This is a genomic window from Mycobacterium sp. 852002-53434_SCH5985345 (assembly GCF_001667155.1).
Taxonomy (GTDB): domain Bacteria; phylum Actinomycetota; class Actinomycetes; order Mycobacteriales; family Mycobacteriaceae; genus Mycobacterium.
Genome location: NZ_LZIE01000039.1, coordinates 115,503 through 137,124 on the forward strand (window position 1 = coordinate 115,503; position 21,622 = coordinate 137,124).

The 21,622-nt window shown below is 68.6% G+C and carries 21 protein-coding genes; 8 read left to right on the top strand and 13 right to left on the bottom strand.

The window, feature by feature from the left end; all coding sequences use genetic code 11:
* The first annotated feature begins 2 nt into the window (after positions 1 to 2).
* The 3 genes from A5756_RS08350 (at position 3) to ideR (ending at position 2,330) form a co-directional block, all read left to right on the top strand.
* Positions 3 to 416: a DUF3099 domain-containing protein gene (locus A5756_RS08350; protein WP_369817315.1), complete on the top strand. Its 414-nt coding sequence runs from the start codon at positions 3 to 5 to the stop codon at positions 414 to 416.
* Between the two features lie 108 nt (positions 417 to 524).
* Complete coding sequence (gene sigB, locus A5756_RS08355; protein WP_082948083.1) at positions 525 to 1,514, top strand: sigma-70 family RNA polymerase sigma factor SigB; 990 nt, start codon at positions 525 to 527, stop codon at positions 1,512 to 1,514.
* A 126-nt stretch (positions 1,515 to 1,640) separates the two neighbouring features.
* Positions 1,641 to 2,330 carry an iron-dependent transcriptional regulator IdeR gene (ideR, locus tag A5756_RS08360; RefSeq protein WP_066950336.1) on the top strand — a complete coding sequence of 230 codons (690 nt, stop codon included), beginning with the start codon at positions 1,641 to 1,643 and terminating at the stop codon, positions 2,328 to 2,330.
* Positions 2,331 to 2,338: 8 nt separating this feature from the next.
* Here ideR and A5756_RS08365 read toward each other — a convergent pair whose 3' ends face one another.
* Positions 2,339 to 3,397 (bottom strand): DUF4192 domain-containing protein, encoded by a 1,059-nt coding sequence (locus tag A5756_RS08365; protein WP_066950623.1) that lies wholly within the window; start codon positions 3,395 to 3,397, stop codon positions 2,339 to 2,341.
* A 111-nt stretch (positions 3,398 to 3,508) separates the two neighbouring features.
* On the opposite strand from A5756_RS08365, the gene sthA reads away from it, so the two are divergent.
* Positions 3,509 to 4,924 carry a Si-specific NAD(P)(+) transhydrogenase gene (sthA, locus tag A5756_RS08370; protein ID WP_066950339.1) on the top strand — a complete coding sequence of 472 codons (1,416 nt, stop codon included), beginning with the start codon at positions 3,509 to 3,511 and terminating at the stop codon, positions 4,922 to 4,924.
* Here the strand turns inward: sthA and A5756_RS08375 are convergent.
* Entirely contained in the window at positions 4,921 to 5,760 is an 840-nt protein-coding gene (locus A5756_RS08375) for a serine protease (RefSeq protein WP_066950342.1), read from the bottom strand. The genes sthA and A5756_RS08375 overlap by 4 nt on opposite strands.
* Positions 5,761 to 5,958: 198 nt before the next feature.
* Here A5756_RS08375 and A5756_RS08380 point away from each other — a divergent pair, with 198 nt between their 5' ends.
* From A5756_RS08380 to A5756_RS08390, 3 genes are read left to right on the top strand one after another with little or no spacing between them, the layout of a single operon-like run.
* Positions 5,959 to 6,933, top strand: coding sequence for a proteasome assembly chaperone family protein (locus A5756_RS08380; protein WP_066950344.1), 975 nt, complete (start codon positions 5,959 to 5,961; stop codon positions 6,931 to 6,933).
* 45 nt (positions 6,934 to 6,978) lie between these two features.
* Entirely contained in the window at positions 6,979 to 8,010 is a 1,032-nt protein-coding gene (locus tag A5756_RS08385; protein WP_066950348.1) for an alpha/beta fold hydrolase, read from the top strand.
* Positions 8,011 to 8,046: 36 nt separating this feature from the next.
* Positions 8,047 to 8,733 carry a PhzF family phenazine biosynthesis protein gene (locus A5756_RS08390; protein ID WP_066950351.1) on the top strand — a complete coding sequence of 229 codons (687 nt, stop codon included), beginning with the start codon at positions 8,047 to 8,049 and terminating at the stop codon, positions 8,731 to 8,733.
* 13 nt (positions 8,734 to 8,746) lie between these two features.
* Here A5756_RS08390 and A5756_RS08395 read toward each other — a convergent pair whose 3' ends face one another.
* The 3 genes from A5756_RS08395 to A5756_RS08405 all read right to left on the bottom strand — a co-directional run bounded on the left by A5756_RS08395 (position 8,747) and on the right by A5756_RS08405 (position 10,330).
* A complete protein-coding gene (locus A5756_RS08395) occupies positions 8,747 to 9,229 on the bottom strand; it encodes a peroxynitrite isomerase (RefSeq protein WP_066950354.1) in 483 nt (160 codons plus the stop codon).
* A 38-nt stretch (positions 9,230 to 9,267) separates the two neighbouring features.
* Positions 9,268 to 9,732: a transcriptional regulator NrdR gene (nrdR, locus tag A5756_RS08400; protein ID WP_046184812.1), complete on the bottom strand. Its 465-nt coding sequence runs from the start codon at positions 9,730 to 9,732 to the stop codon at positions 9,268 to 9,270.
* A gap of 103 nt (positions 9,733 to 9,835) precedes the next feature.
* Positions 9,836 to 10,330, bottom strand: a complete 495-nt coding sequence (locus A5756_RS08405; RefSeq protein WP_066950357.1) for a LysM peptidoglycan-binding domain-containing protein — start codon at positions 10,328 to 10,330, stop codon at positions 9,836 to 9,838.
* Between the two features lie 290 nt (positions 10,331 to 10,620).
* Here A5756_RS08405 and lexA point away from each other — a divergent pair, with 290 nt between their 5' ends.
* A complete protein-coding gene (lexA, locus tag A5756_RS08410; protein ID WP_066950360.1) occupies positions 10,621 to 11,319 on the top strand; it encodes a transcriptional repressor LexA in 699 nt (232 codons plus the stop codon).
* 23 nt (positions 11,320 to 11,342) lie between these two features.
* Here the strand turns inward: lexA and A5756_RS08415 are convergent, their stop codons facing one another.
* The 8 genes from A5756_RS08415 to A5756_RS08450 all read right to left on the bottom strand — a co-directional run bounded on the left by A5756_RS08415 (position 11,343) and on the right by A5756_RS08450 (position 21,479).
* The gene (locus tag A5756_RS08415) at positions 11,343 to 13,535 is read right to left on the bottom strand and encodes an LGFP repeat-containing protein (protein ID WP_066950362.1); all 2,193 of its coding nucleotides are present in this window, start codon (positions 13,533 to 13,535) and stop codon (positions 11,343 to 11,345) included.
* Positions 13,536 to 14,117: 582 nt separating this feature from the next.
* A complete protein-coding gene (locus A5756_RS08420) occupies positions 14,118 to 15,278 on the bottom strand; it encodes an acyl-CoA dehydrogenase family protein (RefSeq protein ID WP_066950365.1) in 1,161 nt (386 codons plus the stop codon).
* A 93-nt stretch (positions 15,279 to 15,371) separates the two neighbouring features.
* Positions 15,372 to 16,799, bottom strand: coding sequence for a GTPase HflX (hflX, locus tag A5756_RS08425; protein WP_066950368.1), 1,428 nt, complete (start codon positions 16,797 to 16,799; stop codon positions 15,372 to 15,374).
* Between the two features lie 52 nt (positions 16,800 to 16,851).
* Positions 16,852 to 17,718 carry a diaminopimelate epimerase gene (gene dapF / locus A5756_RS08430; RefSeq protein WP_066950627.1) on the bottom strand — a complete coding sequence of 289 codons (867 nt, stop codon included), beginning with the start codon at positions 17,716 to 17,718 and terminating at the stop codon, positions 16,852 to 16,854.
* Positions 17,719 to 17,740: 22 nt separating this feature from the next.
* On the bottom strand, positions 17,741 to 18,673 hold the full coding sequence (gene miaA / locus A5756_RS08435) for a tRNA (adenosine(37)-N6)-dimethylallyltransferase MiaA (RefSeq protein ID WP_066950631.1): 933 nt from the start codon (positions 18,671 to 18,673) through the stop codon (positions 17,741 to 17,743).
* Between the two features lie 7 nt (positions 18,674 to 18,680).
* A complete protein-coding gene (locus tag A5756_RS08440; protein WP_066950372.1) occupies positions 18,681 to 19,370 on the bottom strand; it encodes a hypothetical protein in 690 nt (229 codons plus the stop codon).
* A gap of 33 nt (positions 19,371 to 19,403) precedes the next feature.
* A complete protein-coding gene (locus tag A5756_RS08445) occupies positions 19,404 to 20,372 on the bottom strand; it encodes a DMT family transporter (RefSeq protein ID WP_066950375.1) in 969 nt (322 codons plus the stop codon).
* 204 nt (positions 20,373 to 20,576) lie between these two features.
* Positions 20,577 to 21,479: a DMT family transporter gene (locus tag A5756_RS08450; protein ID WP_066950379.1), complete on the bottom strand. Its 903-nt coding sequence runs from the start codon at positions 21,477 to 21,479 to the stop codon at positions 20,577 to 20,579.
* Between the last annotated feature and the right edge of the window lie 143 nt (positions 21,480 to 21,622).

The window sequence follows — 21,622 nt, forward strand, 5'->3', positions numbered from 1 at the left end:
AGGTGTGGGAGAGTGGAGAAATGAAGCGCGAATCCGATCTGGGGTTCGACGATGAGGGCCGGCCGGTGCTCATCACCGCCGCAGCACCCTCCTACGAAGAGCAGCACCGCGCGCGGGTCCGGAAATACTTGACGCTGATGGGGTTCCGGATCCCGGCGCTCATCCTGGCCGCGCTGGCGTACGGCGCGTGGCACAACGGTCTGATCTCACTGGCGATCGTGGCCGTGTCGATCCCGTTGCCATGGATGGCGGTCCTGATCGCCAACGACCGGCCACCGCGCAGCCCCGACGAACCGCGGCGGTTCGACGATGCCCGGCGGCGCACGCCGCTCTTCCCGAGCGCCGAGCGGCCGGCGATCGAACCGCCCCGGCATCCCCCCTCGAGCTGGCCCACCGGACCGCAGGGCTGGGAATAGTCCGCACTTCTCAGGACATTCTCAGGTCGACGGCACATTCCCGCACGTCAAGACGTGTGAGATCACAAAACGCCGGGAACTCTCAGAGCTGATCTGTCGTTGAACTCGATGACAGTACAAGCCGAACGGGAGGTCGCTATGGCGAACGCCAGCACGAGCAGATTTGACGGCGATCTGGATGCTCAAAGCCCCGCCGCGGACCTCGTGCGCGTGTATCTCAATGGCATCGGTAAGACGGCGCTGCTGAACGCTGCGGGCGAGGTTGAACTGGCCAAGCGCATCGAGGCCGGGCTCTACGCCGAGCATCTGCTCGAAACTCGCAAGCGCCTCGGCGAGAACCGCCGGCGTGACCTCGAGGCCGTCGCGCGCGATGGACAGGCCGCGCGCCGTCACCTGCTGGAAGCCAACCTGCGCCTGGTGGTGTCGCTGGCCAAGCGCTACACGGGTCGCGGTATGCCGCTGCTGGACCTCATCCAGGAGGGCAACCTGGGCTTGATCCGCGCGATGGAGAAGTTCGACTACACAAAGGGATTCAAGTTCTCCACCTATGCCACATGGTGGATTCGTCAGGCCATCACCCGTGGCATGGCCGACCAGAGCCGCACCATCCGGCTGCCGGTGCATCTGGTCGAGCAGGTCAACAAGCTGGCGCGAATCAAGCGGGAGATGCACCAGAACCTGGGACGCGAGGCCACCGACGAGGAACTCGCGGCCGAGTCCGGAATCCCGGTCGAGAAGATCAACGACCTGCTCGAGCACAGCCGCGACCCGGTAAGCCTGGACATGCCGGTCGGCTCCGAAGAAGAGGCCCCGCTGGGCGATTTCATCGAGGACGCCGAGGCGATGTCCGCCGAGAACGCGGTGATCGCCGAGCTGCTGCACACCGACATCCGCAGCGTGCTCGCCACTCTCGACGAGCGCGAGCACCAGGTGATCCGGCTGCGCTTCGGCCTGGACGACGGCCAGCCGCGCACCCTCGATCAGATCGGCAAGCTGTTCGGCCTCTCCCGCGAGCGGGTCCGGCAGATCGAGCGGGATGTAATGTCCAAACTCCGCCACGGCGAGCGCGCCGACCGGCTACGGTCGTACGCAAGCTAAGACCCCCCAGCTAGGTAGCAGACGGTATGCCCGCCGCGCACGCGGCGGGCATACTGCTTGTCGGGGCAGCGTTACACCCATTCGCGCAGCTGGCCAAGTAGACTCGGCGTCGATGGAAGGTGCTGAATGAACGACCTGGTTGACACCACCGAGATGTACTTGCGGACCATCTACGACCTCGAAGAAGAGGGCGTGACCCCGCTGCGTGCGCGCATCGCGGAACGCCTCGACCAGAGCGGGCCGACAGTCAGCCAGACCGTATCCCGCATGGAGCGCGACGGGCTGCTCCATGTCGCCGGCGACCGCCACCTGGAGCTCACCGACAAGGGCCGGGCGCTGGCCATCTCCGTCATGCGCAAGCACCGTCTCGCCGAGCGATTGCTCGTCGACGTCATCGGGGTGCCCTGGGAGGAAGTGCACGCCGAGGCATGCCGGTGGGAGCACGTGATGAGCGAGGACGTCGAACGGCGGCTGGTGAAGGTGCTCAACCACCCGACCACCTCCCCGTTCGGTAACCCGATCCCGGGGCTGTTGGACCTGGGCGTCGGCCCCGAGTCCGGCGCCGACGACGCCAACCTCGTCCGGCTGACCGAGTTGCCGCCCGGTTCGCCGGTGGCCGTGGTCGTCCGCCAGCTGACCGAACACGTGCAAGGTGACATCGACCTGATCACCCGCCTGAAGGACGCCGGCGTCGTCCCCAACGCCCGGGTGACCGTCGAGACCGGGCCCGCCGGGGTCACCATCGTCATCCCGGGCCACGAGAACGTCACCCTGCCGCACGAGATGGCGCACGCCGTCAAGGTCGAGAAAGTCTGACGTAAGGGCTAGCACGCCCGGCGCCCGAACGGCCGTCGCGGCGGCAACCGCACGCCGAGCTCTTTGGCCAGCCGGTAGCCGGTAAGCGCCAGTTCCCGGATGTCCTCGGGCCGCAGGCCGGACTGCAACGCCGTGTCCAGCATGCCCGCCATTCGATGCCCGGGCTCGCAGCGCAGCGCGGCCTCCAGCGATATCCCGGCCAGCGGTCCGTCGCCGCGGACGTAGGCGCTGAACGCGAGCAGCACCAGCGTCTCCACCCGCCAGGGCGGGGGCAGGGTGCGAGCCAGCAGCGCCCACAAGGACTCCGCCTCGTCGGCACGCTCACCGACCGCCAGGGCGTAGAGGATGTCGCGCACCTGCGCGTCGACGAGTGCGCAGCCCAGCTTCGCCAGCTGGCCTGCGGTCAGCGCATCGCCGGCGGCGACACGGGATGCGGCCGCCATCGCGTGCTTCACGTCGGCGCGGGCGCAGCGGGCCGGATCCGCGCGGTGCGCGGTCCGGCGCCTGGTCTCCTGCCGGTCGATCACCGCGGTCAATTTGGCGCTGCGCGCCGTGTCCTCGATCGCGATGACGGCCTGCAGGTCGGCGCGCCGCGCGTACAGCCGCCTGCCGTCGAGCACCGCCGCGGCCGCCAGCGGCGACGCCGACGGATCGTCGACGAGACCGCTCGAGCCGCAACCGTCCACGCAGTGCCAGCGCCCACCGAGGGCGACCCGGTCGACCACGTGTGCGGCCCACAGCTCGATGTCGTGCTCGGACAACGACTTTGCGAGCGCATCGCACACCAGCCGGTGATCGTCGTTACAGCAGGGGCAGTGCGCCCCCTCCGCGTCGACGATCACCGCGATCGCGGCGTCGGGCCGGGCCGCGGCGGCGACCTCCGCGAGGTGTCCGACCCGCCCCGCGAGCTCGTCGGAGAGGTTGACCCGCATCACCGCTCCAAGGTCGCCACCATCCAAAGACACCAGTACCAATGAATTTTCGGGAACGAAGCCGAGGACGGCAGGCAGCGCGGCGATGAGTGCGCCGGGCCGGTTCAGTTTGAAGTCAGGTCGATGCGTCGTCATGGGCACCACGCTGACGGGCCGCACCGTCATCCGGCGCTCGGGAGAACGGATGCAATCCCGGGCCTGTGAATGAACCCAGCACTGTGAGTTCTGCTGATCTACTGTTAGCCCATGAGTTCGGCGCAAGAGTACGACATGGTGGTCATCGGTTCGGGGCCCGGCGGCCAGAAGGCCGCCATCGCCTCGGCCAAGCTCGGCAAGTCGGTTGCAATCGTCGAACGCGGCCAGATGCTCGGTGGGGTGTGCGTCCAGACCGGCACCATCCCGTCAAAGACGTTGCGCGAGGCCGTCCTTTACCTGACCGGGATGAGTCAACGGGAACTGTACGGCGCGAGCTATCGGGTCAAGGAGAAGATCACCCCGGCCGACCTGCTGGCGCGCACCCAGCACGTGATCGGCAAGGAGGTCGACGTGGTGCGCAGCCAGCTGATGCGCAACCGCATCGACCTGTTGCTGGGCCACGGCCGGTTCGTCGACCCGCACACCATCGAGGTCGAAGACCCGTCCCGTCGCGAAAAGTTAACCGTCAGCGGCAAATTCATCGTCATCGCCACCGGCACCCGGCCGGCGCGGCCGTCCGGCGTCGAGTTCGACGAGGAGCGGGTGCTCGATTCCGACGGGATCCTCGACCTCAAATCGCTGCCCACCTCGATGGTGGTGGTCGGCGCCGGGGTGATCGGCATCGAATACGCCTCCATGTTTGCCGCGCTGGGCACCAAGGTCACCGTCGTGGAGAAGCAGAGCGACATGCTGGGTTTCTGCGACCCCGAGGTGGTCGAGGCGCTGAAGTTCCACCTGCGCGACCTGGCGGTGACGTTCCGGTTCGGCGAGGAGGTGACCGCGGTCGACGTCGGCTCGGCGGGCACCGTCACCACCCTGGCAAGCGGCAAGCAGATCCCCGCCGAGACGGTGATGTATTCCGCCGGGCGGCAGGGCCAAACCGACCACCTCGACCTGCACAACGCCGAGCTGGAGGCCGACAACCGCGGCCGGATCTTCGTCGACGACTTCTTCCAGACCAAGGTGCCGCACATCTACGCCGTCGGCGACGTGATCGGCTTCCCCGCGCTGGCCGCGACATCGATGGAACAGGGCCGGCTGGCCGCCTACCACGCGTTCGGGGAGCAGACCGACGGCATCACCGAACTGCAGCCGATCGGCATCTACTCAATCCCCGAGGTCTCCTACGTTGGTGCCACCGAGGTCGAGCTGACCAAGAACGCGGTCCCCTACGAGGTCGGCGTGGCCAGGTACCGCGAACTGGCCCGCGGCCAGATCGCCGGCGACTCCTACGGCATGCTCAAGCTGCTGGTGTCCACCGACGATCTCAAGCTGCTGGGCGTGCACATCTTCGGCACCAGCGCCACCGAGATGGTGCACATCGGGCAGGCCGTCATGGGCTGCGGCGGCACCGTCGAGTACCTGGTGGACGCCGTCTTCAACTACCCCACGTTCTCCGAGGCCTACAAGGTGGCCGCGCTCGACGTGATGAACAAAGTGCGCGCGCTCAACCAGTTCCGCGCCTAACAGCTGTCGTCGAGCTCCCCGGGAACCGGGTCGCCGGGGCCGCCGGCATCGGCGCGGGCCAACAGCTGCGCGGTCTGCGCGTCGAACGGCGCCGAATACGACACGTTCGCGGCGCACCCACCGCGCTCGAAACCACCGATCACCCCAGTCAACGTGGTACCGCTGACCCAGGGCGCACCGCTGGTGCCGTCCACCAGCCCCTCGCACGGAAACGAGGGAAATCCGGCCTCGGTCAACGACGTGCTCGCCTGACACCCGATGGGAGCGCCACCCACACCGGCCGGATAGCCCATCACGGTGACGTGGCTACCGGGCGGCGGCGTCGTGCCCAGCGTCAGCGCCAGGCCGGCGTGCGACTCCACCGAACCCCCGGCGTCGTTACTCAACCGCGCGATCGCGTAGTCGGCGTTGGGATCCTTGCTGGCGGTCCAGCGGGGGTCGAGGTAGACGGCATCGGCCTTCCACACGTCGGCCGGCGCGGGGGGCGCGTTGCCGACGAAACCCGGCACGAAGGTGATCTTGGTGGCCCCGGCCAGGCAGTGCGCCGCGGTCATCATCAGGTTGCCGCCCGCGGAATGCACCACCGAGCCCGTGCACACGTGCAGCGGACCGCCGTCGATGAAGATGGCGCCGACCCGCTTGTCCGGGTCCACCGGCCCCGCCACCGCCTTTTGCTGGGGCTGACCGAGCCGCTGCACCGGCGCACTGCTGTGCGGCGGGGCCGCCGGAGGGGCCGACGCATGATCGCCCGGCGGCCGTTTGCACGACGTCAGTGACGTCGCCACGGCGACCACCAGGCACAGCATCACGGTCGGAACGCGCATCGGTTTCATCATGCCTGACACCTGCACAGAGAGCAGATTTCGACGCGTCGCGTGCCACCCGGCTCGCCGGCAAAACTCACGAGCGACCCCCCGCCATGTTCACTTGTGGATTAAACGCGAACTTCACATCGCTGTTTGATATTGGTGCCCATCGATTCGGGGGACACTGGTAGGGCACGCTGGAGAACCCCCCGAGAGGAGGCGATTCCGATGGCTCACGATCAGGACCCGCAGGAGCAGCACTACCAGCCGGGACAGGCCGGCATGTACGAGCTCGAGTTGCCCGCGCCCCAGCTGTCGACGTCGGACGGGCGAGGCCCGGTGCTGGTGCACGCGTTGGAAGGATTTTCGGATGCCGGTCACGCGATCCGGCTGGCCTCGTCGCATCTGAAAGCGGCCTTGGACTCCGAGCTGGTGGCGTCCTTCGCCATCGACGAATTGCTGGATTACCGGTCGCGGCGGCCGCTGATGACCTTCAAGACCGATCACTTCACGAACTACGACGACCCCGAGCTGAGCCTGTACGCGTTGCGCGACACCATCGGCACGCCGTTTCTGCTACTCGCCGGAATGGAACCGGACCTGAAGTGGGAGCGCTTCATCACCGCGGTCCGCCTGCTGGCGGAGCGTCTCAACGTTCGCCAGACCATCGGCCTGGGCACCGTGCCGATGGCGGTTCCGCACACGCGGCCCATCACGATGACCGCGCACTCCAACAACCCCGAGTTGATCGCCGAGTTCACGCCGTGGATTTCGGAGATCCAGGTCCCCGGCAGCGCGTCGAATCTGCTGGAATATCGGATGGCACAGCACGGCCACGAGGTCGTCGGCTACACCGTGCATGTGCCGCATTACCTGACGCAAACCGACTACCCGGCGGCCGCAGAGGCGTTGCTCGAGCAAGTGGCCAAGATCGCGTCGCTCGAGCTGCCGCTGACGGCGTTGACCGAAGCCGCGGCGGTGATCCGGAGCAAGATCGACGAGCAGGTCGAGGCGAGCGCGGAGGTTGCTCAAGTGGTGACCGCGCTCGAGCGCCAGTACGATGCCTTCATCGACGCTCAGGAGAACAGGTCGTTACTAACTCGCGACGAGGACCTGCCTAGCGGCGACGAGCTTGGTGCAGAGTTTGAGCGATTCCTCGCCCAGGAGGCGGAGAAGAAGCGCGGCGACGACGACCAGGCCTGACCTTTCCGCCCGGCCTCAGCCCGGCCCGACACCAAAGGTGGCGACATGACCGAGCGGAAGCGCAAGAGCACTCTCCGCCCGGTGCGGGAGGTCAGCGCGCCGCGGCTGGAGTTCCGCACCATCCACGGCTACAAGCGGGCCTACCGCATCGCCGGTGACGGGCCGCCAATCCTGCTGGTCCACGGCATCGGTGACAATTCGACGACCTGGAACACCGTGCAGGCCAACCTCGCCCAGCGGTTCACGGTCATCGCCCCGGACCTGTTGGGCCACGGGCGATCCGACAAGCCACGCGCCGACTATTCGGTCGCGGCCTATGCCAACGGGATGCGCGACCTGCTCAGCGTGCTCGACATCGAGCGGGTCACGGTTGTCGGCCATTCGCTGGGCGGCGGCGTGGCCATGCAATTCGCCTACCAGTTCCCGCATTTGGTCGACCGGCTGATCCTGGTCGCGGCCGGCGGCGTCACCAAGGATGTCAACGTCGCCTTGCGGTTGGCCTCGTTGCCGATGGGCAGCGAGGCGCTGGCCTTGCTGCGGCTTCCCCTGGTGCTGCCGGCGGTGCAGCTGGCGGGACGGATCGCGGGCCTGGCGATCGGATCGACCGGCCTGGGTCGCGACCTGCCCAACGTCCTGCGGATCCTCGACGACCTGCCGGAGCCGACGGCGTCGGCGGCGTTCAGCCGGACGCTGCGGGCGGTGGTGGATTGGCGCGGGCAGATCGTCACCATGCTCGATCGGTGCTATTTGACCGAAGCCATTCCGGTGCAGATCGTCTGGGGCACCAAGGATGTGGTCGTCCCGGTTCGTCATGCCTGGATGGCGCACGCCGCGATGCCCGGCTCCCGCCTGGAAATCTTCCAGGGCTCCGGCCACTTCCCTTTCCACGACGACCCGGCTCGCTTCATCGACGTGGTCGAACGCTTCATCGACACCACCGCGCCCGCCGACTACGACCAGGCCGCCCTGCGCGAGCTGCTCCGCAGCGGCGGCGGCGAGAAGGCCGTCACCGGCCCCGCCCCCACCCGCGTCGCCGTGCTGAACGCCATGGGATCCGACGAGCGCAGCGCTACCTGAACCCCGCGGCCGCGCCACGGGCCGTACAGTCGGGCCATGGGTATCGACGTCACCGTGTTGCGGGTGTTCACCGATCCGGAGGGGAATTTCGGCAATCCGCTCGGTGTCGTGGATGCCGCCCAGGTCGAGCCCGCGGCTCGGCAACGGCTCGCAACTCAATTGGGCTATAGCGAAACGGTTTTCGTCGATCTTCCCGCTGCCGGATCAGCGACGGCGCACGCCACCATTTACACCCCACTGATCCAGATTGCGTTCGCCGGGCACCCGACGGTCGGCGCGGCGTGGTGGCTGCGCGAGAACGGAACGCCGATCAACACGCTGCAGGTGACGGCCGGCATCGTGCAGGTGAGCTATGGGGCGGAAAGCGCGGGCATCAGCGCACGGTCGGACTGGGCTCCCGAGGTCGCCCTGCACGAATTCGGTTCAGCCGAGGACCTTCTCGCCGCCGACCCGGGAGATTTTTCCGACGACACGGCGCACTACCTGTGGGCGTGGACCGACCGGGCCGCAGGATCGGTACGCGCCCGCATGTTTGCCGCCAACCTCGGTGTGCCGGAAGACGAGGCAACCGGCTCGGCGGCGATGCGGATCACCGACTACCTCAGCCGCGACCTACACATCACCCAGGGCAAGGGATCGGTCATCGAGACGACGTGGAACGCCGAGGGCTGGGTGGGGGTGGCCGGGCGCGTCGTCAATGACGGTGTGACGCACCTGAACTGACCCCGGGCCCGGTTCAGCGCTGCCGGCGCAGCACCGCGGCGAGATGGTGCTGCAAGGGCTGCCCGACCGCGCCCATCTGCACCGAATACGACAGCTCGTCGCCATCGATGTGGAAGGAACGGCCAAGCGCGGTCACCTCTTTGGCGGTCGGGGTGAGCCCGACGTCCGTTGTGGACAGCTCGATTTCGATCTGGCCGCCGGCGGCCGAATACGTGCCGACCTCGATTTCGGTGATGCCGCTCGGATGCGCCAGCACCAGCTCGACGTGACCGGGCTGCGGCACGCGAAGGTATCCGGTTTCGGCGTGCAACGGCTTGCCGTCGGGCGCCTTGGTCCTTTGCGCGTAGGCCAGAAACGGCTTTCCGACGTGAGAGAAGACCACTTCTTCGAGGTAGTCGAAGGGCTGGATCGTCGGGTACTCGCCCGCACCCTGGCCAGCCCAGGTTCCCAGGAGTGGTGCCAGTGCCTCGAGATCGGGATGCAAGTCGGTGGGCATGGAACCGAGCCTAGGCCCGGGCGGCTTGGGCCGGGCTGTCAGCTCGGTGTCGTCACTTGGCGGTGTTCGCGCAGCGCCTGGATCTCCCGCTCGAAATCGTCCGCGGACTCAAAGGAGCGGTATACCGACGCGAACCGCAGGTACGCCACTTCGTCGAGGTCGCGCAGCGGGCCGAGGATGGCCAGCCCGACCTCGTGGCTTGCGACCTCCGGGGACCCCGCGGCGCGCACGGTGTCCTCGACCTGCTGAGCCAGCAGGTTCAGCGCGTCGTCGTCCACCTGGCGGCCCTGGCAGGCCCGGCGGACACCGCTGATGACCTTCTCCCTGCTGAAGGGTTCGGTGACGCCGCTGCGCTTGACCACCGCGAGAACCGCGGTCTCGACGGTGGTGAAACGCCGCCCGCACTCCGGGCAGGATCGGCGGCGCCGGATGGCCTGCCCTTCATCGGTTTCCCTCGAGTCGATCACCCGGGAATCGGGATGCCGGCAGAACGGGCAATGCATGGCCGCTCCTTCGCCGTGCCGACAAACACCAGGTACCGCAGCACGAGCGTACCCGTGCGCTCACCTGCGCGGCGAATGCAGCCGGCCCCCGCGAGGGCGGCGGTCAGCCGACCGGGGCGATCAGCGTTTGGCCCGCCACCAGCGTCGGTGAGATCATGTCGTTGAGTTCGCGGATGCGGTCGGCAACCTGGCGCGCCGGCGCGTCGGGCGCCACCCGGTGAGCGACGTCTTGCAGCGACTCCCCCGCCTCGACGCGAACCACGGCCAACCGGTCGGGTACGTGAGCAGCCGAACTTCCGGCGTCGCCGTTGAGCACCTGACCGACGTTCCCGACCAGGCCCAGCCACAGGGTGATCGCTCCGGCCGCCAAAGCCAACCAGACGGTGGTCGCCACCGTGACGGGCCGCTTGCGGTGCGGCGCGGCGGACATCGCGACGCCGGTGCCGGAATAGCGCGTGGGCGCGCCCGCCGGCCTCGACGGACCGGGCCGGCGGGAACCGGCCAGCCCGTCCCGGCCGTAACGAAGCCCGTGGACCGGTCCGTTGACCGGACGCCGGGGGCTGCTGGTACGCGGCGCCAGCGTGTGGATCGTTGTCATCTGCGTTCCTCCGGTCAACTTGATTCGCTCAGCTGTTCGACTGTATCGCTCGTGTGTTCGAAATCCGAACATGTGAGCGAAGCGTGTCGCACGAGTCGAACGCTAGACCACGCCACCGACAAGGCCGCGGTCGCTAGAGCTGACATGCGGCTGAAATACCCGATCTGCCGAAGAGTTACACCTTTGTGATTAACGACTTCGGCGGGCGATCTCGCGGCTGCGCCGGCAGGGCGACACGCTAGTCGAACACATGTTTGATTCTCGGCCGCCGTGGGGTTACATTCAGTGCCATGAGCGACAGCAACGACACTTCATCGGCCGGCGCGGGCGGTCGGCTGCACGCCGTGGATTCAGCGCTGACCGAACGGCAACGCACGATCCTGAACGTCATTCGCGCGTCGGTCACCAGTCGCGGTTACCCGCCGAGCATCCGGGAGATCGGCGACGCCGTCGGTCTGACGTCGACCTCGTCGGTGGCTCATCAACTGCGCACCCTGGAACGCAAGGGATACCTGCGTCGCGACCCGAACCGCCCAAGGGCGGTCGATGTCCGCGGCGCGGACGAAGAGGTGACGGCCCGCACCACCGATGTCGCCGGCTCGGACGCCCTGCCGGAGCCGACGTTCGTTCCGGTCCTCGGGCGCATTGCTGCAGGTGGCCCCATCCTCGCCGAGGAGGCGGTCGAGGACGTCTTCCCGCTGCCGCGCGAGCTGGTCGGCGAGGGCACGCTCTTCCTGCTCAAGGTTGTCGGCGACTCCATGATCGAGGCGGCGATCTGCGACGGCGACTGGGTGGTGGTGCGCCAGCAGAACGTCGCCGACAACGGCGACATCGTCGCTGCCATGCTCGACGGGGAGGCCACCGTGAAGACGTTCAAGCGCGCGGGCGGTCAGGTATGGCTGATGCCGCACAACCCCGCGTTCGACCCCATTCCCGGCAATGACGCGACCGTGCTCGGCAAGGTCGTCACGGTGATCCGCAAGGTCTAGCCCGTCGCGGACTTTTGGTCGGCTCAGTCCGCCTTGACGAAGCCGTTGGCCTGCGCCACTTCTTCGCTGGACAACCAGATTTCGGCGAGCGTGTCGTGGTAGAGCTCGCTGCCCGGTGTGTAGTACAGACCGAAGCGGGCGCTCGCCTTGATCGGGTATCCGTCGGGCACCTGATAGGGATCGTCGAGCGGCAGGTGGATGGTCGGGCGCCCGGCCGGGCCGGCCCCTCCGGCGGTGTCCTCGTCATCCGTGGCCGCGTGCCGCCCGCTGCGCTGCTCGGCAGCGGCCGCGGCCGCGGCCGTCACGACGGCTTCCGGAGCGGCGGCTTCTGGAGTGGGGGCCTCGGCGACGTCCGCCGGGACGTGCGTGACCGCAACATCCGGATAATCGCCCTCGGGGGCGCCGACGTCGGGGCCACCCGCGTCGAATTCGGGGTCCGGGGGCGTCGGCGCCACGGCGACGTCGAGGTATTCGGCCTCCACGTAGTCATCGTCGCCACGGGCGGCGTCCGGGTAGGCGGACTCCCGCTCATCGTCGGCGTACTCGACCTCGGCGTAATCCTCGTCCGCGTAATCCCCCTCGGCGTAATCGGATGCGCCGTAATCGGATTCGACGTACTCGGTCTCCGTTTCGGGGTAGCCGGCCTCCGACAGGACCGCCGGCGAGACCGCGGAGAAGGAGTCGGTGTCCACCGCGTCGGGGTCCTGCTCGAATGAATCCTCATCGGCGCCGCCGCGCCGCCAGCTCACCCGGCCGGCCGCCTCGGGCGCTTCCTGCTCACCCGCGAAATGCTCGGTGCTGACGTCGTCGCGTCCCCACTGCCGCTCGGCGCCGGCGTCGTAACCGGCATCGAGGTCGCGGGGAGGCTCGTAGCCGGCATCCTCGCGAATGGCGCGACGCCGACGCCAACCGACCGCCAGCAATCCGGCCAAGGCGATCAGCACCAGCACCGGGATGGCGGCCAGCAGCCACCACCACTGCCACGTGAACTTCTTGGCGTGGGTGGGCATCGCCGAGTTGCTCGGCTGGGTCTGGCCCGACACCTGCAGGCCGGACAGCAGCGGCGCAAGGTTGGCGGGATCCGTGCTGAACGTGTTCTTCGCCCGGTTCCACGAGATCTTGCCGCCGGCGAACTGCTGCGAGACGACGTCGCCGTCGACCGCCTGGTCACCGACGGGCGCGCCCAGCTTGCCGGTCGGTCCGCGGAGCTTGTCCCATGCCGCTTTCATGGCGCCGCGCACCACGAACGCGCCGCGCTCCGACGTCCAGAAGATCACCGGTTTGTCGGCGCCGGAGAACGCGACCATACGGCTCGACGGGATGCCGCCGTCGGATTCGTTGGCGGTGGGGAAACCCAGGTCGCTGCCGGCGGGTCCGCCGAGCGACTCGTATTTGGCCAGGATGTTGGTCTCGACGGCGTTCGCGCCGGTGGCGGGGCTGAAATAGACCTTGCCGTTGGCGAAGTCCTGGACGATCCCGTCGCCGCCGATCGGATATTGCGCACCCTTCTTCACCCCCAACGGCCCATTGGGCCCGCCGGCCGCGCGCCAGGCCATGTTGATGGCCGCGGTGGGATCGATCGCCACCTGCAGGCCCTTCAACTGGTCGGCCAATGCGGGCGGGTCGGTGGAGAACTGTTTCGTCTGCCTGTTCCACGAGACCTGGCCGCCGCTGAACTTCTGGGCGGACACCTCGCCGTTGTACGTTTCGTCGCCGACCGGGACGCCGAGGACGCCGCCCGAACTGCCCAGCTTGTCCCAGGCGGCGTTGATCGCGCCGCGCACCACGAACGCGCCGTGCTCGGGCGTCCAGAAGATCACCGGCTTGTCGCTGGCGGAGAAGGTGCTCACGCGGCTGTCGGGTCCGGCGAGCCCGGGCACTTCGTTGATGGCGGGAAACCCCAGATCGCTGCCCGCGGGCCCGCCCAGCATCTCGTATTTGTCCAGGATCGGCCCGTAGACGAATTTGGCGCCGGTCGCCGGGGTGAAGAACATCTTGCCGCCGTCGAAGTCCAGCGCGAAACCATCCCCGGCGGGGTACACATCGCCCTTCCGGGCGCCCAAGGGTGAACCGTCGCCCCCGGCCTTCTCCCAGGCCGCCATCATGGCCGCCTCGGCGTCGCCGATGGGAGACGCCGCTGCCGGCGGCGCCAGCAAGGCGGCGGCTATTGCCGTGGCGGTCAAGGTGACCAGCGCGCTCGCGACCAGCCTGCGCATGTGACCTCTCTGCCCGTTCACCAAGCCTCCCAGCCGACGGCCATGCCCCTGTCAGCGACTAGGCCCGTGCCTGCACAGCCGGCAGGCGGGCCGTAGTCCGACCGCGGGGAAACAACCCCGTTCCGATCCGCATTACCACCGGGCGCGCATAACTTTGCTCCCGCGGACGAAAAATGCGAAGTCAAATCACGAATATTACAAAAACGGATACCACGCCGATGTCGAAATGATGCAGAGCCACGCTCAAATCGCGACCGACAGCAGCATCGGTCGCGCGACGCATGGGTATCCGAACCCGACGCCCGCCTGCGCAATAGCGCACGGCCGCCGTCGCGCGTTGCGATTCCGCGCCCGCGGGAGTTGCCGGACCTACCGGGGTCGTCAGCGGCGTCGCGCTTTTCGGCTCGACGATGCGCCATTACGCGGGCGACGTACCCCGAACACATGTGCCGACGGTACGTGAAGCCATTAACTCTTCAACGATCTACCCGAAAAATCGCCTCGCGCGCCGGGCATTGATGAGGTTTGCCGTCGGGGTGCGAATTGGCCGGCCCGATGGCGTTGTCGACCAACGTGTTAGCGCTAGACCCCGAGGCTGCGCCCGATGATCTCTTTCATGATCTCGGTCGTTCCGCCGTAGATGGTCTGCACCCGCGCGTCCAAATAGGCACGGGCGACCGGGTATTCGCGCATGTAGCCGTAGCCGCCGTGCAGTTGCAGGCAACGGTCGATCAGGTGCACCTGCTTTTCGGTGGAGTACCACTTGGCCATCGCCGCTTGCTCCGCCGTCAGCTTCTCGTCCAGGTGCAGCCGGATGAACTCGTCGACCATCATGCGCACCACCGTCGCCTCGGTCGCCAGCTCCGCGAGCACGAAGCGGCTGTTCTGGAAGCTGCCGATCGGCTTGTTGAATGCCTTGCGTTCCTTGGTGTATTGCAGGGTTTCTTCCAGCACCTGCTCCATTGCCGCGGCGGCCATGATGGCGATCGAAATCCGCTCCTGCGGCAGGTTCTGCATCAGGTAGATGAATCCCATGCCCTGCTGCCCCAGCAGGTTTTCAGCGGGCACCTTGACATCGGTGAACGACAACTCGGCGGTGTCCTGCGCGTCCAGCCCGATCTTGTTCAAGTGCCGGCCGCGTTCAAAACCCTCCATGCCGCGTTCGACGACAAGCAACGAAAAGCCCTGCGCCCCTTTGTCGGGATCGGTCTGCGCCACCACAATCACCAAGTCGGCGTTGATTCCGTTGGTGATAAACGTCTTTGCACCGTTGAGCACGAAGTGGTCGCCGTGGGCGACCGCGCGGGTCTTGATGCCCTGCAGGTCGCTGCCGGTTCCCGGCTCGGTCATCGCGATCGCCGTGATGATCTCGCCGCTGCAGAACTTCGGCAGCCAGCGTTGCTTCTGCTCTTCGGTGGCCAGGGCCAGGAGGTACGGCGCCACGATGTCGTTGTGCAGGCCGAAGCCGATCCCGCTATAGCGACCGGCGGTGGTCTCCTCGGTGATGATCGTGTTGTACCGGAAGTCGGGGTTGCCCCCGCCGCCGTACTCCTCGGGCACCGCCATGCCGAGGAAGCCCTGCTTGCCGGCCTCGAGCCACACGCCCCGGTCGACGATCTTCGCCTTCTCCCATTCGTCGTGATGGGGCGCGACGTGGCGATCGAGGAAGGCCCGGTAGGACTCACGGAACAGGTCGTGCTCCGCCTCGAAAAGAGTGCGCTGGTACTTGACGGCACTGCCCATGTGAATGACCTCCGGCGACTGGAAACTCTGTCGCCCAACATATACCAACCAGACGGTTGGTCGGCGGCCGGCGGGGTCCGGTCGCCGGGCAGATCAGCGCGTCGAGAACTCCTGCAGGCGCCCGGCCAGCGCCACCGGTACGCGGGCCTTGATCCGGGTGCCGTCGGAGTTGTGCTCCTCCTGCTGCACGCGACCGTCGGCGTGCAGCCGGGCCACCAGGTCACCGCGGTGATAGGGAATCACCACGTCCACCGCGGTATCGGCCGGAACGGCCAGCTCGCCCATCCGGCGCCGGAGCGCGTCGATGCCCTCGCCGGTCCTGGCCGAGACGAAGACCGCGCCGGGCAGCGCGTGACGAAGCTTGGCCAGGGTCAACCCACTCGCGGCGTCGACCTTGTTGACCACCAACAGCTCCGGGGGTGGGTCGCCGTTGTGGTCGGCGATGACGTCGGAGATCACCCCGCGAACCGCGTTGATCTGGGCCAGCGGGTTGGCGTCGGAGCCGTCGACCACATGCAGCAACAGGCTGGCGTCGACGACCTCCTCCAGCGTGGAGCGGAACGCCTCGACCAGTTGGGTGGGCAGGTGCCGGACGAACCCGACGGTGTCGGTGAGCACCAGCGGCCGCCCGTCGGGGAACTCGGCGCGGCGGGTGGTGGGTTCCAGCGTGGCGAACAGCGCGTCCTGCACCAGCACTCCCGCGCCGGTCAGCGCGTTGAGCAGGCTCGACTTGCCGGCGTTGGTGTAGCCGACGATGGCGATCGAGGGCACGTCGCTGTGCAGGCGGCGGCTGCGCTGGGTGTCGCGGACCTGTTTCATGTCCTTGATCTCGCGGCGCAGCTTGGCCATGCGTTCACGGATGCGGCGGCGGTCGGTCTCGATCTTGGTTTCACCGGGACCACGCAGGCCCACGCCTCCCCCGCTGCCGCCGGCGCGGCCACCGGCCTGCCGGGACATGGACTCACCCCAGCCGCGCAACCGCGGCAGCATGTACTCCATCTGGGCCAGCGATACCTGCGCCTTGCCCTCCCGGCTGGTGGCGTGCTGGGCGAAGATGTCCAGGATCAGCGCGGTGCGGTCGATGACCTTGACCTTCACCGCCTTCTCCAGCGCGGTCAGCTGCGCCGGGGACAGTTCACCGTCGCAGATCACGGTGTCGGCGCCGGTGGCCAGCACCACTTCGCGTAGCTCCTGGGCCTTGCCCGAGCCGATGTAGGTCGACGGGTCGGGCTTGTCGCGGCGCTGGATGAGCCCCTCGAGCACCTGGGAACCGGCGGTCTCGGCCAGGGCGGCCAACTCGGCCATGCTGGCCTCGCTGTCGGCGGCGGTGCCGTCGGTCCACACACCGACCAGCACTACGCGTTCCAGCCGGAGCTGGCGGTACTCGACTTCGGATACGTCGGCGAGTTCGGTGGAGAGACCGGCGACGCGGCGCAGCGCCGACCGTTCTTCCAGGGCGAGTTCGCCGGTGCTTGGCTCCGCTACTGCGGGAGCGAAATTGGGAGATTCTGGATATGTCATAGGCAATACACGATGATGCACGGCGGATCGGCGTCGTGCACTCGAATTAACGCTACTGCGCGTCCCACCATTCCCCGCTCAGCCGCCCCTGCGCCACCAGCACCGAGGGCCCTCTCAGGTAGCTGGTGGCATCGGTGACGGTGACGACGACGTCGCCGCCCGGCACCCGGACCGTGAGGGTGCCGGTGTCCGCCCCGCCGGCGGCCAGTGCGGCCACCGTGGCCGCGACCGTGCCGGTGCCGCAGGAGCGGGTCTCACCCACGCCCCGCTCGTGCACCCGCATCCGCACCGCGCCACCGGCCGGTGCCGTGAGAACTTCGATGTTGACCCCCTCCGGAAACTGGGCGTGGTCGTAGCTGACCGGCGCCGCCACGTCGAGCCTCGTCAGCTCCTCGGCGGTCAGGTCGGGATCCACACACGCCAGGTGGGGATTGCCCACGTCGACCGCCAGGCCGGAAAACCGGCGCCCGCCGACCGTCGCCTCGCCCGCGCCCAGCGTGTTGGCCTTGCCCATGTCGACGGTGACGTCGGCATACGTCGCATCGACGCGGTGCACGGTGACCGGCCGGGGGCCGGCCTGCGACCCGACCACGAACTCGTCCCGGGACTCCATCCCGCTGGCCCGCAGGTAGTGCGCGAACACCCGGACGCCGTTGCCGCACATCTGGGCGACGGAGCCGTCGGCGTTGCGGTAGTCCATGTACCAGTCGGCCGAGTCCACGCCGTCGGGCAGCCGGTCGAGCACGCCGGCCGAATGGGCGGCACCGGCGGTGGTCACCCGCAGCACCCCGTCGGCGCCCAGCCCGCGCCGCCGGTCGCACAAGGCGGCCACCCGGGGCGCGGTGAGTGTGAGCGCCGCGTCGACATCGGGCAACAACACGAAGTCATTCTCCGTGCCGTGGCCCTTGGCGAAAGTCAGGTGCGCCGCGCGATTCACCTGCTCAGGATACGTGGCGCCAGACTCGCAGGGCTTCGTCGACGAGCCGCTTGCTATCCGCGGCGTCCAGCCAGTGGACCCGGTGGTCGCGGCGGAACCACGACCGCTGCCGTCGCACGTAGCGTCGGGTGCCCACGTAGGTCTGTTCCCGCGCTTCGCGCAGTCGATCCGCGCCGCCCCCGGCGTCGAGCGCCTCGATCACCTGGGCGTAGCCCAGGGCGCGCGACGCGGTGACCCCGTCGCGCAGGCCCCCGCCCAGCAGCGCACTCACCTCGCCGACCAGGCCCTGGTCGAACATGGCGTCGGTGCGGCGGGCCAACCGCTCGTCCAGAATCGTTGTGTCGCAATCGAGTCCGACGATGGCGGTGTCCCACCTCGGGGGGCCGATTCGGGGTGCGGACGCGGCGTACGGCCGGCCGGTCAGCTCGACCACCTCGAGCGCCCGCACGGTGCGCCGCGCGTCGGTGGGCAGGATGGCCGCTGCGGCGGCGGGGTCGCGGCGGGCCAGCTCGGCGTGCAGCCCGCCGACCCCGACCTCGGCCAGCCGCTGTTCCCAGCGCGCCCGCACGGCGGGATTGGTCGCCGGGAACGACCAGTCGTCGAGCAGGGACTGGATGTAGAGCATCGAGCCGCCCACGATGATGGGGACGGCGCCGCGGGCGGCGATCGCCTCGACGTCGGCCGCGGCCGCGCGCTGGTAGCGGGCGACGGTCGCGGTCTCGGTGACGTCCAGGACGTCGAGCTGGTGATGTGGGATGCCGCGGCGTTGGTCGACGGGAAGCTTGGCCGTCCCGATGTCCATTCCGCGATAGAACTGCATCGCGTCGGCGTTCACGATTTCGGCGGGGCCCTCGAGCCGTTCGACCCGTTCTGCGAAGTCGAGCGCCAGCTGTGACTTGCCGGTTCCGGTGGGGCCGATGATCGCCAGCGGTCGCACGGCCACCTCAGAGCTGCCAGGCGCCGGCGAAGTAGCCCACGCCGTAGGGCGCACCCCGGTACAGCTCCTTGGCCGATCGCGGCCCGGGTTCGGACAGGCCGGCCAGCACCTGAAAGGCGACCCGGCCCAGGATCTGCCGAGGCAGCCGCGTCAGGGCCGCGACGTCGCCCGTCGCCAGCGCGTCGTCGAGGGCGGCCTGCGCGCCGGCGTTGCCCGGGTCGAATCCGCCGGGGGCGGCCGGCGTCAGGGTGTTCGCGCCGTCGGCCACGACCAGCACGCCGATCGGCTCCGGTGATCGGTCGATGTCGGCGCGCAAGCGTCGCCCCTGGGCCAGCGCGGTCTCGGCGTCGTGGTCGGCGGAGTAGACGCGGGCCTGCGCGGTCGCGTCGGGCCGGGCCTGGGCCCGGACCCAGCCGGCCAGCAACGCGCACACGGGCAGCTCGGCGGGCGGCCCGGACGGGGCTTGCGGGGAAAACCCGACCCGCACGTCGGCGCCGAAACCCGCGAACGAGCCGGCCGTGTCGGGGCCGAAAACGTCGTCACGCCCGGCGGTCCCGATGACGGTCCAGCGCGCGGGCAATAGGGCGGCCGCCGCCAGCACCGCGGCCGTCAGGTCGGTCACCTCCGCGGCGGCCGCTCCGGCGAGCTCGGGCACCAGCAGCGGAGCCGAAGGAACGATGGCAATCCCGCTGAGCACGCCACCAAACTAATGGTTCGCCGACGCGTCCGCTCAGGCCTCGGCCGCCACGACGACGGGGCCGGTGTTAAAAGGGCCGGGGTCACCGTCCTCGGATGACCACGCGTCCGGCGCGATGCTTCCGTCGTCGCGCCCCACCTCCGCGACCATGGTGGCGGCCTCGCCGCGGGCCAGAGCGACAGTTGCCACGATCACCACCGCGATCGCCGCTACCAGCACGAAGGCCTTGGGACCGTCGGCGTTCAGCGTTTCGCCGAGCACGAAGATGCCGAGCAGGCCAGCCACCACGGGCTTCGCCACGGTCATCGTCGGCATCGAGGCCGTCAGCGCGCCGGCGCGGAACGCCGACTGCTGGAAGATCATCCCGGTCAGCGCCAGCAGAAGCCACGGGACGAACTCGGGCGCGGTCAGCACGGCCAGCGGGCCGTCCTCGCCGATCTCGACGATCCCCTTGGTGAGCACCGCGAACAACGCCAGGGCCGAACCCGCCACCACCGCGAGCAGCGCGGCCGCGAACGGGCTGCCCGACCAGATCCGCGCGGCCACCACGCACGCCACCAGCAGCGGCACCATCACCGCGGCGACGATGGCCCACGTCTGAACCGGCGCGCGCTGATGGCCGGAGGCCGGGTCGCCGACGATGATGACCACCGCCAGGGCGCCGGCCAGTATCACCGCCCACACCCACTCCCAGCGGGTCACCCGGCGCTTGGTCAGCCGCGCGTAGATCGGCAGGGCGAACAGCAACGCGGTCACCTGCAGCGCGGTCACCAACACCACCGAGCCCCACGCCAGGGCCCCGGCCTGCAGGCTGTAATTCACGATCGCGGCCAGGCCGCCCAACCACCACCGGGTGTCCCGCAGCGACATGCGGAACAGCTCGAGATGGCCGACCTTCTTGTCCGTGATCTCCTGCGCAGAGCGCTGGCGGATCACATCGCCGACCGCGGACGCCAACGCCGCACACAGCGCTATCAGCGCCGCGACATCAACCTTTGACACGTGCGACCCCTCACCTCACAACTGCCCCGACCAGCTTTCCCTGGGGTGCGGGGAAATACACCAAAAATTCGCGATCAGTTCAGCAACAACTCTATGACGTGCAGCACGTCACTGCTCTTTGACCGGTTCATCCACTGTTGATACTTCATCAACATAAGTAGGCCCTGTGCGTACCGCCGCGATTCGGTTACACCGGCGGCCAGGCTATGCCGGTTGTGCGGCTATGTCCCCGAGCCGCGCCGCGACCCTATCGCGCGTCGCGGAGGCGTCGACGCGAGCGAGTTCGACGGTGGCGGCCGTCATCACCAGCGCGGCCACCGCCAGCGCCAGCATTCCGGCGCGCCCGGTACCGAGGGTCTCGCCGAGGACGACGACGCCCAGCACGGCCGACACGACCGGCTGGGATACCTCCAGCGTCGGCATGGACGCGGTCAGCGAGCCGGCCCGAAAGGCCGATTGCTCCCAAGCGAACCCCGCCAGCGCGACCAGCAGCCAGGCGTACAGCTCGGGTGTCCGGACCACCGCCCACCCACCGTCGCCGACCCGATGGACGACGCCTTTGGCGAGCACCGCGAAGACGGCCCAGAGCGAACCGGAGACGAATGCGAGGAGCGCCGCGGCCAGGGCGCCGCCCCAGATCCGGGCGGCCACCACGCATCCGACCAGCAACGGAACCAACACCGCCGCCACGGTGGCCCAGGTCCGCAGCGGCGCGGTCGAACGGCCCGCCTGCGGGTTGCCGACGGTAACGATCACGGTCACCGCGGCGGTCAGCACGACGGCCCAGGCCCACTCCCGGGCGGTCACCGCGCGATCGGCCAGCCTGGCGCTGATCGGCAACGCGAACAGCAGGGACAGGACTAGCAACGCCTGCACCAGCAACACCGAACCCTGGTCCAGTGCGGCGGCCTGCAGCACGATGCTGACCACCAGCATCAGGGCGCCCCACCGCCAGCGCCGGTTGCCCAGCAGCCTGCGGAAGAGTTCGAGCTGCCCGACCGACGTGTCGGTGATCCGGTGCGTCGCGCGCTGCTGCAGGACGTCGCCGATCGCCACGCAGAGTGCGGACGCCAACGCGAGCAACGCGGCGATGTCCGCCTTGGCCATGCGTTCTCCGTCCGAGTCGGGGTACGGACAACTGTCATACCGCTGCGTCCGGGCGAACGCATCCGGAACGAGAACACCAGGGTGGCGGCGCAGGGGCAGCCAAGCTGCTTGAATACTGTTAAGCAGCTGTTGGGAGAGCCGAG

Bases quoted from the DNA above. Each gene is read 5' to 3' on its own strand.
- sigB (WP_082948083.1), top strand. From the start codon at position 525: ATGACAGTACAAGCCGAACGGGAGGTCGCTATGGCGAACGCCAGCACG.
- ideR (WP_066950336.1), top strand. From the start codon at position 1,641: ATGAACGACCTGGTTGACACCACCGAGATGTACTTGCGGACCATCTAC.
- A5756_RS08365 (WP_066950623.1), bottom strand. From the start codon at position 3,397: ATGACGACGCATCGACCTGACTTCAAACTGAACCGGCCCGGCGCACTC.
- sthA (WP_066950339.1), top strand. From the start codon at position 3,509: ATGAGTTCGGCGCAAGAGTACGACATGGTGGTCATCGGTTCGGGGCCC.
- A5756_RS08375 (WP_066950342.1), bottom strand. From the start codon at position 5,760: ATGATGAAACCGATGCGCGTTCCGACCGTGATGCTGTGCCTGGTGGTC.
- A5756_RS08380 (WP_066950344.1), top strand. From the start codon at position 5,959: ATGGCTCACGATCAGGACCCGCAGGAGCAGCACTACCAGCCGGGACAG.
- A5756_RS08385 (WP_066950348.1), top strand. From the start codon at position 6,979: ATGACCGAGCGGAAGCGCAAGAGCACTCTCCGCCCGGTGCGGGAGGTC.
- A5756_RS08390 (WP_066950351.1), top strand. From the start codon at position 8,047: ATGGGTATCGACGTCACCGTGTTGCGGGTGTTCACCGATCCGGAGGGG.
- A5756_RS08395 (WP_066950354.1), bottom strand. From the start codon at position 9,229: ATGCCCACCGACTTGCATCCCGATCTCGAGGCACTGGCACCACTCCTG.
- nrdR (WP_046184812.1), bottom strand. From the start codon at position 9,732: ATGCATTGCCCGTTCTGCCGGCATCCCGATTCCCGGGTGATCGACTCG.
- A5756_RS08405 (WP_066950357.1), bottom strand. From the start codon at position 10,330: ATGACAACGATCCACACGCTGGCGCCGCGTACCAGCAGCCCCCGGCGT.
- lexA (WP_066950360.1), top strand. From the start codon at position 10,621: ATGAGCGACAGCAACGACACTTCATCGGCCGGCGCGGGCGGTCGGCTG.
- A5756_RS08415 (WP_066950362.1), bottom strand. From the start codon at position 13,535: ATGCGCAGGCTGGTCGCGAGCGCGCTGGTCACCTTGACCGCCACGGCA.
- A5756_RS08420 (WP_066950365.1), bottom strand. From the start codon at position 15,278: ATGGGCAGTGCCGTCAAGTACCAGCGCACTCTTTTCGAGGCGGAGCAC.
- hflX (WP_066950368.1), bottom strand. From the start codon at position 16,799: ATGACATATCCAGAATCTCCCAATTTCGCTCCCGCAGTAGCGGAGCCA.
- A5756_RS08450 (WP_066950379.1), bottom strand. From the start codon at position 21,479: ATGGCCAAGGCGGACATCGCCGCGTTGCTCGCGTTGGCGTCCGCACTC.